The organism is Streptomyces sp. NPDC051907, from assembly GCF_040681075.1.
Classification (GTDB): domain Bacteria; phylum Actinomycetota; class Actinomycetes; order Streptomycetales; family Streptomycetaceae; genus Streptomyces.
This window is the reverse complement of record NZ_JBFAYB010000073.1, coordinates 31,934-46,709: the sequence shown is the minus strand read 5'-3', so window position 1 is coordinate 46,709 and position 14,776 is coordinate 31,934. Positions and strand designations below refer to the sequence as shown.

At 71.3% G+C, this 14,776-nt stretch carries 10 protein-coding genes, 1 tRNA gene and 1 pseudogene; 7 read left to right on the top strand and 5 right to left on the bottom strand.

Going from position 1 to position 14,776, the window contains the following annotated elements; all coding sequences use genetic code 11:
- The first annotated feature begins 76 nt into the window (after positions 1-76).
- The 4 genes and pseudogenes from pepN to AB0M39_RS29995 all read left to right on the top strand — a co-directional run bounded on the left by pepN (position 77) and on the right by AB0M39_RS29995 (position 5,739).
- Positions 77-2,566 carry an aminopeptidase N gene (gene pepN, locus AB0M39_RS30010; RefSeq protein ID WP_365369099.1) on the top strand — a complete coding sequence of 830 codons (2,490 nt, stop codon included), beginning with the start codon at positions 77-79 and terminating at the stop codon, positions 2,564-2,566.
- Between the two features lie 25 nt (positions 2,567-2,591).
- Positions 2,592-2,777 (top strand): annotated as a pseudogene (locus AB0M39_RS30005) (hypothetical protein); the annotation flags it as partial.
- Between the two features lie 161 nt (positions 2,778-2,938).
- Positions 2,939-4,324 carry an aminotransferase class V-fold PLP-dependent enzyme gene (locus tag AB0M39_RS30000; RefSeq protein ID WP_365369098.1) on the top strand — a complete coding sequence of 462 codons (1,386 nt, stop codon included), beginning with the start codon at positions 2,939-2,941 and terminating at the stop codon, positions 4,322-4,324.
- Positions 4,321-5,739, top strand: coding sequence for a SidA/IucD/PvdA family monooxygenase (locus AB0M39_RS29995; RefSeq protein ID WP_365369097.1), 1,419 nt, complete (start codon positions 4,321-4,323; stop codon positions 5,737-5,739). The genes AB0M39_RS30000 and AB0M39_RS29995 overlap by 4 nt, the downstream gene beginning before the upstream one ends.
- 34 nt (positions 5,740-5,773) lie before the next feature.
- Here AB0M39_RS29995 and AB0M39_RS29990 read toward each other — a convergent pair whose 3' ends face one another.
- On the bottom strand, positions 5,774-7,576 hold the full coding sequence (locus AB0M39_RS29990; protein WP_365369096.1) for a 5'-nucleotidase C-terminal domain-containing protein: 1,803 nt from the start codon (positions 7,574-7,576) through the stop codon (positions 5,774-5,776).
- Between the two features lie 183 nt (positions 7,577-7,759).
- Here AB0M39_RS29990 and AB0M39_RS29985 point away from each other — a divergent pair, with 183 nt between their 5' ends.
- Positions 7,760-8,476 (top strand): SIMPL domain-containing protein, encoded by a 717-nt coding sequence (locus AB0M39_RS29985; RefSeq protein WP_365369095.1) that lies wholly within the window; start codon positions 7,760-7,762, stop codon positions 8,474-8,476.
- Between the two features lie 179 nt (positions 8,477-8,655).
- Positions 8,656-10,089: a pyruvate kinase gene (gene pyk, locus AB0M39_RS29980; RefSeq protein WP_365369094.1), complete on the top strand. Its 1,434-nt coding sequence runs from the start codon at positions 8,656-8,658 to the stop codon at positions 10,087-10,089.
- A 71-nt stretch (positions 10,090-10,160) separates the two neighbouring features.
- Here pyk and AB0M39_RS29975 read toward each other — a convergent pair.
- Positions 10,161-10,233, bottom strand: a tRNA-Leu gene (locus AB0M39_RS29975).
- Between the two features lie 99 nt (positions 10,234-10,332).
- Here AB0M39_RS29975 and AB0M39_RS29970 point away from each other — a divergent pair.
- The gene (locus AB0M39_RS29970; RefSeq protein WP_365369093.1) at positions 10,333-10,989 is read left to right on the top strand and encodes a response regulator; all 657 of its coding nucleotides are present in this window, start codon (positions 10,333-10,335) and stop codon (positions 10,987-10,989) included.
- Positions 10,990-11,146: 157 nt separating this feature from the next.
- Here AB0M39_RS29970 and AB0M39_RS29965 read toward each other — a convergent pair whose 3' ends face one another.
- The 3 genes from AB0M39_RS29965 to AB0M39_RS29955 are packed head-to-tail and all read right to left on the bottom strand — an operon-like array spanning position 11,147 to position 14,774.
- Positions 11,147-11,863 carry an ABC transporter ATP-binding protein gene (locus tag AB0M39_RS29965; protein ID WP_365369092.1) on the bottom strand — a complete coding sequence of 239 codons (717 nt, stop codon included), beginning with the start codon at positions 11,861-11,863 and terminating at the stop codon, positions 11,147-11,149.
- On the bottom strand, positions 11,860-12,969 hold the full coding sequence (locus tag AB0M39_RS29960) for an ABC transporter ATP-binding protein (protein ID WP_365369091.1): 1,110 nt from the start codon (positions 12,967-12,969) through the stop codon (positions 11,860-11,862). Before AB0M39_RS29960 ends, AB0M39_RS29965 begins: the two co-directional genes overlap by 4 nt.
- 5 nt (positions 12,970-12,974) lie before the next feature.
- On the bottom strand, positions 12,975-14,774 hold the full coding sequence (locus AB0M39_RS29955) for a branched-chain amino acid ABC transporter permease (RefSeq protein WP_365369090.1): 1,800 nt from the start codon (positions 14,772-14,774) through the stop codon (positions 12,975-12,977).
- Between the last annotated feature and the right edge of the window lie 2 nt (positions 14,775-14,776).

Below are 14,776 nucleotides of genomic sequence, written 5' to 3'. Positions count from 1 at the left end.
TGCCTCCCGTCCCTGCGCTGAGAGCGCAATCGATTTCCCGTGTGCGGGGCGGGACCCATCGGGCAGCATGGCCTCCATGTCCGTACTGACGCGCGACGAAGCGCAGACCCGAGCCCAGCTCCTCGACGTCCACCGGTACACGATCGACCTCGATCTGACCGGCGGCGAAGAGACCTTCGACTCCCGCACCGTCGTCCACTTCACCGCCCGTGCGGCCGGGGACACCTTCGTCGAGATCAAGCCGGCCGTGCTGCGCTCCGTCACCCTCGACGGACAGCCCCTCGACCCCGAGAAGCTCGAGGAGAACCGGCTCGCGCTCACCGGGCTCGCCCAGGGCGAGCACGAGCTGCGCATCGAGGCGGACATGGCGTACTCCCGCACCGGCGAGGGCATGCACCGCTTCACCGACCCCAGCGACGGCGAGACGTACGTCTACACCCAGCTGTTCATGGAGGACGTCCAGCGCGTCTTCGGCGCCTTCGACCAGCCCGACCTCAAGGCCGTCTTCGAGGTCTCCGTCACCGCCCCCCAGGGCTGGACCGTCCTCGGCAACGGCATCGCCTCCCACACCGGCGACGGCCGCTGGACCTGCGCGCCCACCCCGCCGCTCGCCACCTACTTCGTCGCCGTCGCCGCGGGCCCCTGGCACTCCGTGCGCACCGAGCACGCCGGACTGCCCTTCGGCATCCACTGCCGGCGCTCGCTCGCGCCCTACCTCGACGCCGACGCCGACGAGATCTTCGAGATCACGCGCCAGTGCTACGACCGGTACCACGAGAAGTTCGAGGAGCCGTACCCCTTCGACTCGTACGACCAGGCCTTCGTCCCCGAGTTCAACGCCGGCGCGATGGAGAACCCCGGACTGGTCACCTTCCGCGACGAGTTCGTCTACCGCTCCGCCGTCACCGACACCCAGCGCCAGACCCGCGCCATGGTCATCGCCCACGAGATGGCCCACATGTGGTTCGGCGACCTCGTGACCCTCAAGTGGTGGGACGACATCTGGCTCAACGAGTCCTTCGCCGAGTACATGGGCTACCAGACCCTCGTGGAGGCCACCCGCTTCACCGACACCTGGGTCGACTTCGGCATCGCCCGCAAGTCCTGGGGCTACGACGCCGACCAGCGGCCCTCCACCCACCCCGTCGCCCCCGACCCGGCCGCCGTCCCCGACACCGCGTCCGCGATGCTCAACTTCGACGGCATCTCCTACGCCAAGGGCGCCTCCGCCCTGCGCCAGCTGGTGACCTGGCTCGGCGAGAAGGACTTCCTCGCCGGCATCAACACCCACTTCGCCCGGCACAAGTTCGCCAACGCCACCCTCGCCGACTTCATCGACTCCCTCGCGCACGCCACCGACCGCGATGTGCACGCCTGGGCCGAGTCCTGGCTGCGCACCTCGGGCGTGGACACCCTCACGCCCACGGTCGCCGAGTCGGGCGGCGCCTGGTCGCTCGCCGTCGAGCGCGACGGCTCCCGGCCCCACCGCTTCGCCGTGGGCGCGTACGACGCCGACCCGGTCGACCCGGGCCGGCTGGTGCTCCGCGACCGCTTCGAGATCGACGTGCCGCACGGCGTCGACGGCGACCGCCCCGGCCGCCGCCCCGCCCTCGTCGTCCTCAACGACGCGGACACCACCTACGCGAAGGTCCGCCTGGACCCGGTCTCCTGGCAGACCGCCGTCCGCTCCCTCTCCGGCATCCCCGACCCGCTGACCCGCGCCGTCGTCTGGAACGCCGCCCGCGACATGGTCCGCGACGGCGAGCTGCCGCCCACCGCGTACCTCGACGCCGCCCGCGCCCATCTGCCGCGCGAGACGGACCTCGCCGTCGTCCAGGGCGTGCTCGCCTTCGCCGCGGGCCAGATCGCCGACTGCTACCTCCCCGCCGAGCAGCGCCCCGCGGCCCTCGCCGCCGTCACCGACCTGTGCCGCGCCCTGCTGCGCCGGACCGAGGACGGCAGCGACCCGAGCCTGCGGCTGACCGCCGTACGGCACTTCGTCGACGCCGCCTCGCAGCCCGAGAAGATCCAGGAGTGGCTCGCCGAGGGCAGCGTGCACGGCGGCCCGGAGCTCGACCCCGAGCTGCGCTGGCGCATCCTCACCCGCCTCGCCGTCCTCGGCGCGACCGACGAGGCGGCCGTCGCCGCCGAGCTCGAGCGCGACCCCAGCGCCACCGGCCAGGAGGGCGCCGCGCGCTGTCGCGCCGCGCTGCCCACCCCGCAGGCGAAGGCGGCGGCCTGGGAGCTGCTCTTCGCCTCCGACGCCCTGTCCAACTACCTCTTCACCGCCACGGCCCAGGGCTTCTGGCAGCCCGAACAGGCCGATCTGGTACGGGAGTACGTGCCCCGCTACTACCCCGACGCGGTCGCCCTCGCCGCCCGCCGCGGACCCGCCATCGCCGAGGCGGCTGGCCGCTACGCCTTCCCCCGCCACGCGGTGGACGCGCGGTCGCTCCAGCTGGGCGAGGAGTGCCTGCGCGACGCGGAGATGATCCCGGCGCTGCGCCGCAAGCTCGTGGACCAGCTGGACGACCTCCGCCGGGCCTGCTCGATCCGCGAAGCCTGAGGCGCGGGGACCTGAGGCGCGGGGACTGAGGCACCGGGGCCGGGGGCGGCGCCCCCGTGAGGGCGGGGGCGCGCTCGCCCTCGGCGCCTGCGCCGACCTGCGCGGCCTCCTCGCCGGGCGCTCCCGCGAGCACGCGGTCCGCGCCCCCGTCCTGGCCGGCGAGGGGCGCGGGCTCTGCTCCGGCGGCGACGTCGACGAGATCGTCGGCGCCCCCGCGAGGGCGGGGGCGCCCATATCAGGCCCCCCGCCCCGGCCCCTCCCTCCCCGTCACGCAGTACCACTTTCGGGTTCAGATCGTTGAGCTCTACGGCTCCCCGCCGTACGACGCACGCATTCTGGTGTGTCAGCTCAACGCTCGCCGAAGGACCCCGCATGAGTACGCCGCCCCTCGCCGGAGGCGCCGCAGGACCCGATGGACTGCGGCCGCTGCTCGACGTCGTGCTCGACGCGCTGCGCGACGGCGCGGCCGCCCGCGGCGGCCCGCTCCCGGCCGGCGGGCCCGAGGCCGTCGCCCGGCGGGTCAGGGACGCCGTCGGGGAGGTGCTCCCGCAGACGCCCGAACGGGACGGCGCCGACGCGCTGCGCACCCTCGTCGAGGCCCTCGCCCACGGCGCCGCCGACCCCGCCGACCCCCTGTGCGCCGCCCACCTCCACACCCCGCCCCTCGCGCTCGCCGTCGCCGCCGACCTCGCCGCCGCCGCGCTCAACCCCTCCATGGACTCCTGGGACCAGGCGCCCGCCGCCTCCGAGCTGGAGGCGCTGACGACCCGGGCGCTGGCCGCCGAGGTCTTCCCGCGGCGCCCCGCCCCCGACGCCCTGGTCACCACCGGCGGCACCGAGTCCAACCAGCTCGCCGTCCTCCTCGCCCGCGAACGGCACGGCGCCCGCGGCGCCCTACAGGTCGTGTGCGGCCAGAACGCCCACCACTCGACGACCCGCGCCGCCTGGCTGCTCGGCCTGCCCGAGCCGGTCCTGGTCCCCGCCCCCGCCGGCACGCTGGACCCTGCCGCCCTCGACGAGGCCCTCACCACGCTGCACGGACCGCTGCTCGTCGCCGCGACCGCGGGCGCCACCGACACCGGGCGCATCGACCCGCTCCCCGAGATCGCGGACCTGTGCGAGCGCCACGGCGCACAGCTGCACGTCGACGCCGCCTACGGCGGGCCGCTGCTGTTCAGCCCGGCCTACCGGAGCCTGCTCGCGGGGCTGGAGCGCGCCGACTCCGTCACCCTCGACCTGCACAAGCTCGGCTGGCAGCCGATCGCCGCCGGCCTGCTCGCCGTGGCCGACCGGTCCCGGCTCGCCCCCCTCGGCCACACCGCCGACTACCTCAACGCCGACGACGACACCGACGCCGGCCTCCCCGATCTGCTCGGCCGCTCCCTGCGCACCACCCGCCGCCCGGACGTCCTGAAGATCGCCGTCACGCTCAAGGCGCTGGGCCGCAGCGGGCTCGCCGAGCTCGTCGAAGCCGTCTGCGACGCGGCCCGCGACCTCGCCGACCTGATCGAGAAGACCCCCGGCCTGGTGCTGTACGAACGGCCGGTCATCTCCACCGTCCTGTTCCGTCCCGCCGCCGCCACCGACGAGCAGACCGCCGAGATCCGCCGCACCCTCCTGGCCGAGGGGCGCGCCGTCCTCGGCCGCGCCCGCGCGGACGGCCGCCTCTGGCTGAAGGCCACCCTGCTCAACCCCCACGTCACCCCCCGCGACCTCGACACCCTCATCGCACTCGTGGAAGGCAGCACTCACCGATGACCGGCACGCCCGCCCTCGGCGCACAAGAACTCGACCAGCCCCACGATCTCGTCGGCATCGGCATCGGCCCGTTCAACCTCTCGCTCGCCGCGCTCGCCGACGGCGTCCACGGCGGCCTCGCCACCGCCTTCTTCGAGCAGCGGCCCGTCTTCCGCTGGCATCCGGGCCTGCTGATCGAGGGCTCCACCCTCCAAGTCCCGTTCCTGGCCGACCTGGTGACCCTGGTCGACCCGGCCAGCCCCTGGAGCTTCCTCAACTACCTCCGCTCCCGGGACCGGCTCTTCCCCTTCTACTTCGCCGAGCGCTTCCACATCCAGCGCGCGGAGTACGACGCGTACTGCCGCTGGGTCAGCGACAGCCTCACTGGTCTGTACTTCGGCCACCAGGTCGACGCCGTCCGCTGGAACCCCGAGCGCTCCCTGTTCGAGGTCGACTTCACCCAGCTGGACGCGGACGGCGAGGTCGAGGCGCTGGGCCGCGCCTACAGCCGGAACATCGTCCTCGGCGTCGGCACCGAGCCGTACGTCCCCGAGCCGCTGCGCCCGCTCGCCGAGGCGCCGACCGTCCCCGTCTTCCACTCCGCGGACTACCTCGACCACCGCGAGCGGATCCTCGCCGCCGAGCACATCACGGTCATCGGCTCCGGCCAGTCGGGCGCGGAGGTCTTCCTCGACCTGCTGCGGGCCCGCCCCGTGGGAGCCGAGAAGATCCACTGGCTGGCCCGCACCGACGCGTTCGCGCCCATGGAGTACTCCAAGCTCGGCCTGGAGCACTTCACGCCCGACTACACCCGCTACTTCCACGCCCTGCCCGAGCAGACCCGCGACACCCTGGTGTCGCGCCAGTGGCAGCTGCACAAGGGCATCGACGCCGACACCATCGCCGCCATCCACGAGGAGCTCTACCGCCGGACCCTGCACGGCGGCTGGCCCGACGCGGTCCTCACGCCCGGGGTGAGCGTCCGCACCGCGGGACGGGTCGCCACCACCAAGGTCGAGCTCCATCTGGAGCACGCCGAGCAGGCCACCCGCTCCCGGCTGACCACGGACGCCGTCGTCCTCGCCACCGGCTACCAGGAGCGGCCGCTGCACCGCATGCTCGCCGGGCTCGACCCGTATCTGCGCAAGGACTCCGCCGGGCGCGCGCGTATCGACGACCAGTTCCGGCTGGTCCTGGACCGCTCGGTGACCGGCTCGGCGTACGTGCAGAACGCGGAGCGGCACACCCACGGCGTCGGCGCGCCCGACCTGGGCCTGGCCGCCTGGCGCAGCGCGAGCATCCTCAACTCGCTCACCGGCAAGGAGCCGTACCCGCTGCCGCACCGCACCGCCTTCACCAGCTTCGGCCTCAGCCGGGAGCAGGCCCGCCCGGCGCACGCGCCGCCGAGCCTGCTCCCTCTGGTGGAACGCTCCTGAGGCGGGGCCGGTCCTGAGGCGGGACCGGTCCCGATCAGAAGACGGGCGTGCCGTCCCGGGTCAGCCTCCAGTCCACGGAGGCGAACTGCGCCGGGTCGACCGTGCCCTTGGCCTTCACCCAGCTGATGATCGTGTTGCGGATCTCGTCGGAGTCCGCCCACAGCTGCTTGGCCCCCGGCACATGCGGGAAGTTCCCGCCGCCGCTGGCGCGGTAGTTGTTGACGGCGAGCACGAACTGCGCGGCGGGGTCGACCGGCTTGCCCCCGTGGGAGAGCCCGACGATGCGCGACCCGGCGGGCTTGGCGATGTCGATGTCGTACGTCAGGCCGTACAGCGCGTCGTAGTTGTAGTCCGGGATGGCGTCGGCGTTGGTGAGCTTCGCCGGGTCCACCGGGGCGCCGGCGGGCGTCTGGACGAAGTAGCGCGCGGAGTACTCCAGGTAGTCCTTGAGCTGCGCGCCGGTCATCAGCCGGGCTTCCAGGGTGTTCTCGAAGACGTACAGCCCGGCCGCGTCGCGGATGGTCACCGGGCCCGCCGGGATCGCCGCCGACCGGGAGAAGCAGGAGGCCTGCGAGACCACGGGCAGCGCCGCGTACGCGCCGCCCGCCAGCGCCGTCTTCACCGTCTCGGCCTGGACGTGGTTGATCAGGTCGATGATCGGGACGTCCTTGTACGCGCCCTCGGCCGAGGCCATCGCGGCGGTCGAGGAGCCGATGACCTGGTTGACGTAGTCGACGACCTTCTTGTGCTCGTCGCCGAGCAGCCGGACGATCTTCGCGTCCTCCTCGACGGCGTTGGAGTTCAGGACCTGCGCTCCGACCTTCTCGACCGTCCAGCGGCCCTTGCTCCAGACCAGGTCGAAGTCGAAGAGGGTGAGCCGCTGGCCCCACTTGAGCGGCTCGGACAGCACGACGTCCTGTCCCGTCTCCTTGTTCTTGACGCGGTACTCGGGGATCTCGGTGTGCGCGTGGCCCACGAGGATCGCGTCGATGCCGGGCACCTGCTCGGCGACCAGACCGGCCGCGTTCTCGATGTGCGGCAGCTGGTCGCCGTACGAGGAGGTGCCGCTGGAGCCCGAGTGGGCGGAGACGATCACCACGTCCGCGCCCATGGAGCGGAGCCGGGGCACCCACTTGGCGGCCTGCTCCTCCAGCCCGGGGAAGACCATCTTGCCGCTGACGTTGGCCTTGTCCCAGATGGCGATGCCGGGGTTGGTGAGGCCGAGGACGGCGACCTTGACGTCCCGGCCGTGCGGGGTGCACAGGCGGTGCATGCTGTACGGGGCGAAGGCCGGGCGGAGCGTCTTGGCGTCCAGGGCGTTGGCGCCGAGCAGCGGGAAGCGGCACTGCTCCTCGAACTTGCGCAGCACCGGAATGCCGTAGTTGAACTCGTGGTTGCCGAGGGCCGCGGCGTCGTAGCCGATGGCGTTCATGGCCTGGGCCATGGGGTGGACCGGGCCGCGCTTGGCGGTGATCGGGTCGACCTTGGCGTAGTAGTACGACAGCTGGGTGCCCTGGATGGTGTCGCCGGCGTCGATGAGCAGGGTGTTGCGGCGGCCCTTCTCCTTGCGGATCCGGCTCACGAGCGTGGAGATCTTCGCCAGGCCCACGTCGTTGTGGGCCTTGTCGTCGAACTCCTTGTCCGTGAAGTAGTCCCAGTTGAAGACGTTGCCGTGCAGGTCCGTGGTGCCCATGACGGTGAAGGAGTACCGCTTGGGCGGACGTCCGTGGGTCTTCGCCTCGGCGGCGGCTGCGGGCGCGGCGGCGGCCCCGGCGACGGCGACACCGGCGCCGGCGGCGGCCGACCGCTCCAGGAACGTCCTACGGTTCAGCGGCATTTCGTATCCCTCGTTCTGTTCTGTCTCGCTCAGATTCACTGGCACAACGCGCGTAGATTCTGGCGCAGGAGCGGCCCGCGCAACACCCCCCGCGGGTTTCTGTCCGGTGTCCTCCGGTTGCCGCCGCCGGATGCGACAGTGGGGCGAGGACGATCGCCGCAGGACCGACGAGGGAGCTCTTCCGTGACCGCTGACGACGCATCGACCGCCGCCGCGCCGTACGGCACCCCGCAGACCCCGCGGGTGGCCGTCCGCGGAGAGGCGCGCCTGGAGTTCGATCCGGAGATCGCCAGGATCGGCGTCGCGGTCAGCGCGCGCGGCACGGACCGGCGCAGCGCGCTGGAGGACCTGACCCGGCGCAACGCCGCGGTCGTCGAGCTCGTCAAGTCGTATGGCGAGGCGGTGGAGAAGCTGGAGACCGGGGCGTTCTCCATCAGCCCCGAGCTCACCCGGCGCGGTCGCGGCGAGCATGTGCGCGCCTACCACGGCCGGGTCCACGTCACCGCGGAGCTCGGCGACTTCACCGCGCTCGGCGAGCTCACCACCCGGCTCGCCGACCTGGAGCTGACCCGGGTGGACGGCCCCTGGTGGTCGCTGCGCCCCGACTCGCCGGCCCACGGGGAGGCCCGCCGTCAGGCGGTGAAGGAAGCCGTCCAGCGGGCCCGTGAGTACGCCGACGCGCTGGGCGCCCAGCTGTCCGCGCTGGTCGAGCTGGCCGACCTGGGCGCGGAGAACGCCCAGGACTACGCCGTCCCGGTCGCCTTCGGCGCGGCGCGCAGCGCCGGCTACGGGGGAGCGGACGCCGCCGAGATGGCCCCGGCCCTCGATCTGGAGCCGCAGCGCCAGACGGTGTACGCGCAGGTGAACGCCCGCTTCACGATGACTCCGCCGAAGCTGTAGCGCGAGGGGACGGCGACGGCCCGCACCCTCGGGCCGCGCCGCCCGGAGGCCTGCCGGGAATGCTCATCGGAGCGACCCCGCGCACAATTCAACAGTTGTCAATAGACCTTCACGTAAAGGTTGTTGAGCAGTCATGCTCGGCCCATTCTCTACCGGTCGGTAGGCCATAGGCTCGACATATGCGCCGAGCAAAGATCGTCTGTACTCTGGGGCCCGCCACCGACACATACGACCAGATCAAGGCATTGGTCGAGGCCGGAATGGACGTCGCCCGCCTCAACCTCAGCCACGGCACCTACGCCGAGCACGAGGAGCGCTATCAGCGCGTTCGCAAAGCCTCCGATGAAACGGGCCGCAGCGTCGGCGTCCTTGCCGACCTTCAAGGTCCGAAGATTCGACTGGGCCGCTTCCGTGAAGGACCTGTACTGCTTGAACGCGGCGATGAGTTCACCGTCACCGTCGAGGAGGTGGAGGGCGACCGCCATCTGTGCGGCACCACCTATAGCGGCCTCGCCGCCGATGTGACCGTCGGCGAGCGGATTCTGGTCGACGACGGCAAGGTCGCCCTCGAAGTCACCCGGGTCGAGGGCCCCCGTGTGCACACCGTCGTCGTCGAGGGCGGCGTGGTCTCCGACCACAAGGGGCTCAACCTCCCCGGCGTCGCCGTCTCCGTCCCCGCGCTCTCCGAGAAGGACGTCGAGGACCTCCGCTGGGCCCTGCGGACCGGCGCGGACGTCATCGCGCTCTCCTTCGTGCGCAGCGGACGCGACATCGAGGACGTCCTGCGGATCATGGACGAGGAGGGCCGCCGGCTCCCGGTCATCGCCAAGATCGAGAAGCCGCAGGCCGTCGAGAACATCGACGACATCGTGGCCGCCTTCGACGGGATCATGGTCGCCCGCGGAGACCTGGGCGTCGAGATGCCGCTGGAGCAGGTGCCGATCGTCCAGAAGCGCGCCATCAAGCTCGCCAAGCGCAACGCCAAGCCGGTCATCGTCGCGACCCAGATGCTCGACTCGATGATCGAGAACTCCCGCCCCACCCGCGCCGAGGTCTCCGACGTCGCCAACGCCGTCATGGACGGCACCGACGCGGTGATGCTGTCGGGCGAGACGAGCGTCGGCAAGTACCCCGTCGAGACCGTGCAGACGATGAGCCGCGTCCTCGCGGCGGCCGAGGAGGACGTCCTCGCCAAGGGGCTGCCCCCGCTGACCGAGCGCAGCAAGCCCCGCACCCAGGGCGGCGCGGTGGCCCGGGCGGCGGCGGAGATGGGCGACTTCCTCGGCGCGAAGTTCCTCGTCGCCTTCACCCAGTCCGGCGACACGGTCAGACGGCTCTCCCGCTACCGCTCCCCGATCCCGCTGCTGGCCTTCACCCCGGACCCGGCGACCCGCTCCCAGCTCAATCTCACCTGGGGAGTGGAGACCTTCCTCGGTCCGCAGGTGGGGTCCACCGACGCGATGGTGGCCCAGGTCGACGAGGAGCTGCTGAAGATCGGCCGCTGCGCGAAGGGCGACATCGTGGTGATCACGGCGGGCTCGCCGCCCGGAGTCGCCGGTTCCACCAATCTGGTCCGGGTCCACCACATCGGCGAGGACGACAGCCCCAAGTAGCAGGCCCCGCAAGCGAACGAGGCCCCTCCGCAGAGGGGCCTCAAGTCGTGACCTTGGAATATCAGGGAAAGTACCCCGGGTGGGATTCGAACCCACGCTGGATGGTGTTTGAGACCATTGCCTCTACCGCTGGGCTACCGGGGCGCCCTTGGAAACGAAGGAACACGAAGACCCTTCGTGTCCCAACCATACAGGAGCTGGGTAGGCTCATGGGGAGCACCCTGCCTTGGAATGAGGAGTCCCGTGACCGCCCCCGAGTCGCCCCAGCCCGTCGCCGACGACGACCAGTCGCACGTCCCTCCGCTGACGACCCGCGTCGTCATCGCCGAGGACGAGGCCCTCATCCGGCTCGACCTCAAAGAGATGCTCGAAGAAGAGGGATACGCGGTGGTCGGCGAGGCCGGCGACGGCCAGCGGGCCGTCGAGCTGGCCCGGGAGCACCGCCCCGACCTGGTCATCCTCGATGTGAAGATGCCCGTCCTGGACGGCATCTCCGCGGCCGAGAAGATCGCCGAGGAGTCCATCGCCCCGGTGCTGATGCTGACCGCGTTCTCCCAGCGCGACCTGGTCGAGCGGGCCAGGGACGCGGGCGCGATGGCCTATCTGGTCAAGCCGTTCTCCAAGAGCGACGTCGTGCCCGCCATCGAGATGGCGGTCTCCCGCTTCACCGAGCTGAAGGCTCTGGAGAAGGAGGTCGCCGACCTCTCGCAGCGACTGGAGACCCGCAAGCTGGTGGACCGCGCGAAGAGCATCCTGCAGACGCAGTACGGCTTGACCGAGCCGAACGCGTTCCGCTGGATTCAGAAGACGTCGATGGACCGGCGGCTGTCGATGCAGCAGGTCGCCGAGGCCGTCATCGAGGACGCCGAGGAGAAGAAGGCGGCGAAGGGCGGCCAGTAGCAGCTCGGCCGCGCCGGCCGGCGTCGCGCCCGTACCGCGCAGTCGAGCCCGTACGGCGTGGACAGGCCGGTCCCGCGTAGACGAGCCCGTACGGCGTAGACAAGGAAGAGGCCCGCACCCCCTGCTCGGGGTGCGGGCCTCTTCCTTGTCGTGCGGCTCAGTCCTCGCCGAGGTACGTCTTGCGGACGGACTCGTCGTGGAGCAGTTCCTGGCCGGGGCCCGACAGCTTGATGCTGCCGATCTCCATGACGTGCGCCTGGTCCGCCAGGGAGAGGGCGGCCTGGGCGTTCTGCTCGACGAGCAGAATCGTGGTGCCCTGGGCCTTGAGCTCGACGATGGTCTCCATGATCTTCTGCATCATGATCGGGGAGAGGCCCATCGACGGCTCGTCCAGCATCAGCAGCTTCGGCTGGGACATGAGCGCGCGTCCCATGGCCAGCATCTGCTGCTCACCGCCCGAGAGGGTGCCGGCGGCCTGCTTCCTGCGCTCTCCCAGGATCGGGAAGAGGTCGTAGGCGCGCTGGATGTCCTTCTCGATACCCGCCTTGTCGCTCCGCAGGAACGCTCCGAGCTGGAGGTTCTCGAGGATCGACAGACGCGGGAAGATGTGCCGGCCCTCGGGCGAGTGCGCCAGTCCGAGCGACACGATCTTGTGGGCGGGCACTCCGCTGAGCGGCTTGCCGTCGAACATGATCCGGCCGCTGGACGGCTTGAGCAGACCGGACAGCGTGCGCAGCGTGGTCGTCTTGCCGGCGCCGTTGGTGCCGATGAGGGTGACGACCTGGCCGGCCTCGACGGAGAAGGAGATGCCCTTGACGGCCTTGATCTTGCCGTAGGCGACCTTCAGGTCCTCGACCTCGAGGAGGGCGGTCATGAGGCGTCCCCTTCCGGAGCGGTGGTGCGGGTGGTGCGGGAGTCGGAGGCGGCCGGCGCCGCGTCGGATTCCGACGCGTCGGAGCCGCTGGACTCCTCGGACTGCTCGGACTCCTCGGCCTCGGCCTCGGCGGCAGCCTCGGTCTCGGTCTCGGTCGAGTCCGCAGCGGCCGGGGCAGCAGCCTCGGCCTCAGCCTCCTCGGCGGGCGCCTTGGAGAGCTTGGACGCCTCGGCGGCCTTGGGCGCCTCGGCCTCGGCTTCGTCGGCCGACGCGTGCTGCGCCGCCTCCGCCGCCTCTACCTCGGCGAGCTCCTCCGCGCCCGGCGCGCCCTCGAACGGCTCGCCGAGGTACGCGGCGACCACGCGCTCGTCGCCCTGCACGACGTCGGCCGTGCCCTCGACGAGCTTCTCGCCCTGGACCAGACAGGCGACCCGGTCGCAGAGGTTGAAGATGAAGCGCATGTCGTGCTCGATGACGAGCACGGCGATGCCCTTGTCGCGGATGGCGAAGACGAGCTCCTCGGTCGCCCGCGTCTCCTGCGGGTTCATGCCGGCCGTCGGCTCGTCGAGGAGCAGCAGGCCGGGCTCGCTCGCCAGCGCCCGGGCGATCTCCAGCTTGCGCTGCTCGCCGTAGGGCAGGTTGCGGGCGAGGTGGTCGGCCTTGTGCTCCAGGCCGATGAACTCCAGGAGCTCCATGGCGCGTTCGCGGGAGACCCGCTCCGCCTTCTTGAAGCCCGGCCCCCGCAGCAGCGCCGACCAGAGGCCTTCCTTGGTCCTGGTGTGGCGGCCGACGAGGACGTTCTCCAGAACGGTCATATTGGCGAAGAGCCGGATGTTCTGGAAGGTACGGGCGATGCCGGCCTGCGTGACCAGATGGGGCTTGGGCGGCAGGACGGTGCCCTTGTAGCTGACCTTGCCCTCGGTGGGGACGTACAGGCCGGTGAGGCAGTTGAAGAAGGTGGTCTTGCCGGCGCCGTTCGGCCCGATGAGCCCGACGATCTCGCCGCTGTTGACGGTGAGGTCGACGGAGCGCACGGCGGTGAGGCCGCCGAAGCGCATCGTGACGCCCGATGCCTGCAGGACAGTGGTGGCCGTGGCCGTAGTCATGATGGTCACGCCCCTGACTTGGTGACGCCGACGGTGTTCTCCGTCAGGCCTTTTTCATCCGGTACGTCGAGCTGCCCGGTCTCGTGGAACTCCAGCTGCTGGCGCCGGTTGGCGATGACGCCCTCCGGACGGAAGCGCATCAGGAGCACCAGAGCGATGCCGAAGGCCAGCAGCTCGTACTCCTTGAGGAAGCCGAGCTTCTCCGGGATCAGGTAGAGCAGCGTCGCGCCCAGGATCGGGCCCGCGACGGTGCCCATGCCGCCCAGGACGACGGCCGCCAGCAGGAAGGCCGAGTTGGGCGGGGCCGCGCCGGCGAACTGGTACGGGTTGGGCACCACGCTGTAGGTGACGTGCGCGCTGACCGTTCCCGCGAGGCCGGCCAGCGCCGCGCCGAGCGCGAACGCGATCAGCTTGACGCGGAAGCCGTTGATGCCCATGGCGGTGGCGGCGGTCTCGTCCTCGCGGATCGCGATCCAGGAGCGGCCGATACGGGAGTCGGCGGCGCGGGTGAAGACCAGCACCACGAGCGCCGTGATCAGCAGCATCAGGAAGAAGTAGTTCGCGAACCGGCCGAGGGTGAAGCCCGCGACCTCGTGTACCTCCCCGAAGTTGAAGCCGAGGATCTCCAGGTCGGGGATCTGGGCGATGCCGTCGGGGCCGTTGGTGAGGTCCGGACCCGAGGTGCCGTCCATGTTGTTGATCGCGATACGGAAGATCTCGCCGAAGCCGAGCGTCACGATGGCGAGGTAGTCGCCGCGCAGTCGCAGGGTCGGGGCGCCGATCAGCACACCGAAGACCAGCGAGGCCGCCATACCGGTCAGCGCGGCCGCCCAGAAGGGGAACTGGACGCCGGAGAACCGGGAGAACTCCGAGCCGGACACCAGGGCCGCGGCGTACGCGCCGACGCCGAGGAAGGCGACGTAGCCGAGGTCGAGCAGACCGGTGAGGCCGACGACGATGTTGAGGCCGAGGGCGACCGTGCCGAAGATCAGGATGCTCACGCCGAGGTTGGCGTTGGCGTCGTCGGACTGGGTGAAGGGGAAGATCGCCGCGGCGAGGAAGATCATCGCGGTGGCGAAGCCCCGGTGCTGGGCGTTGAGGTGCGAGTAGCGCTCGGTGAGGCCCGCCGCGAACAGCGCCCAGGTGGTGAAGAGCACGAGGATCAGGAAGCCGATGAAGGTCTGGCTCTCCTCGTCGTCCACGCCGATGCCGTACGTGAAGGCGATCAGGCCGACCGTCGCGGCCAGCGTGATGACCAGCCGCTGCGCCCAGGGGGCGAGCTCGGTGGTCGGGGCCGGGATGCGCTCGGGCTTGCGGAAGTACGCCTTGAAGGTGTCTCCCGGGCTGGGGAGCGCCAGCGCGCCGACGATCGGCAGCGCCGCGGCGATGGCCGCGACGAAGCCGCCGGGCTCGAGGTTGGCCAGACCGCCGAGTTCGACCGCGATGGCGATCATCGTGAACCAGACGACCGCGAACGCCGCCAGCGAGGCGAGGAAGACCGGTGCGGTGGCCTTGGCCGGGTTGACCCAGCCCAGTCCGCGCACGTTGAACAGGTTCAGGCCGAAGAGCAGCGCCACGGCGGCCGCGACCAGCGTGAGGATCTGCAGGCCGGCGGGGTAGCCGTAGACCGTCAGGTTGCCGGGGAAGGCAGCCGTCCAGGTCCAGGACAGGAAGGTGCTGGCGATGGTCAGGGCGGCGCCGCCCGCGACCAGGGCGCGGGCCGCGGACTGCGGCAGCGCTATCAGACCGCCCGCCTCCACGGCGGGAGCGGCTTCGTTCTTCGTGATGTCGGTGGTGGTGGACATAC

What these genes read in the sequence shown, in the direction of transcription:
- pepN (WP_365369099.1), top strand. Translation starts at nt 77, where the DNA reads ATGTCCGTACTGACGCGCGACGAAGCGCAGACCCGAGCCCAGCTCCTC.
- AB0M39_RS30000 (WP_365369098.1), top strand. Translation starts at nt 2,939, where the DNA reads ATGAGTACGCCGCCCCTCGCCGGAGGCGCCGCAGGACCCGATGGACTG.
- AB0M39_RS29995 (WP_365369097.1), top strand. Translation starts at nt 4,321, where the DNA reads ATGACCGGCACGCCCGCCCTCGGCGCACAAGAACTCGACCAGCCCCAC.
- AB0M39_RS29990 (WP_365369096.1), bottom strand. Translation starts at nt 7,576, where the DNA reads ATGCCGCTGAACCGTAGGACGTTCCTGGAGCGGTCGGCCGCCGCCGGC.
- pyk (WP_365369094.1), top strand. Translation starts at nt 8,656, where the DNA reads ATGCGCCGAGCAAAGATCGTCTGTACTCTGGGGCCCGCCACCGACACA.
- AB0M39_RS29965 (WP_365369092.1), bottom strand. Translation starts at nt 11,863, where the DNA reads ATGACCGCCCTCCTCGAGGTCGAGGACCTGAAGGTCGCCTACGGCAAG.
- AB0M39_RS29960 (WP_365369091.1), bottom strand. Translation starts at nt 12,969, where the DNA reads ATGACTACGGCCACGGCCACCACTGTCCTGCAGGCATCGGGCGTCACG.
- AB0M39_RS29955 (WP_365369090.1), bottom strand. Translation starts at nt 14,774, where the DNA reads ATGTCCACCACCACCGACATCACGAAGAACGAAGCCGCTCCCGCCGTG.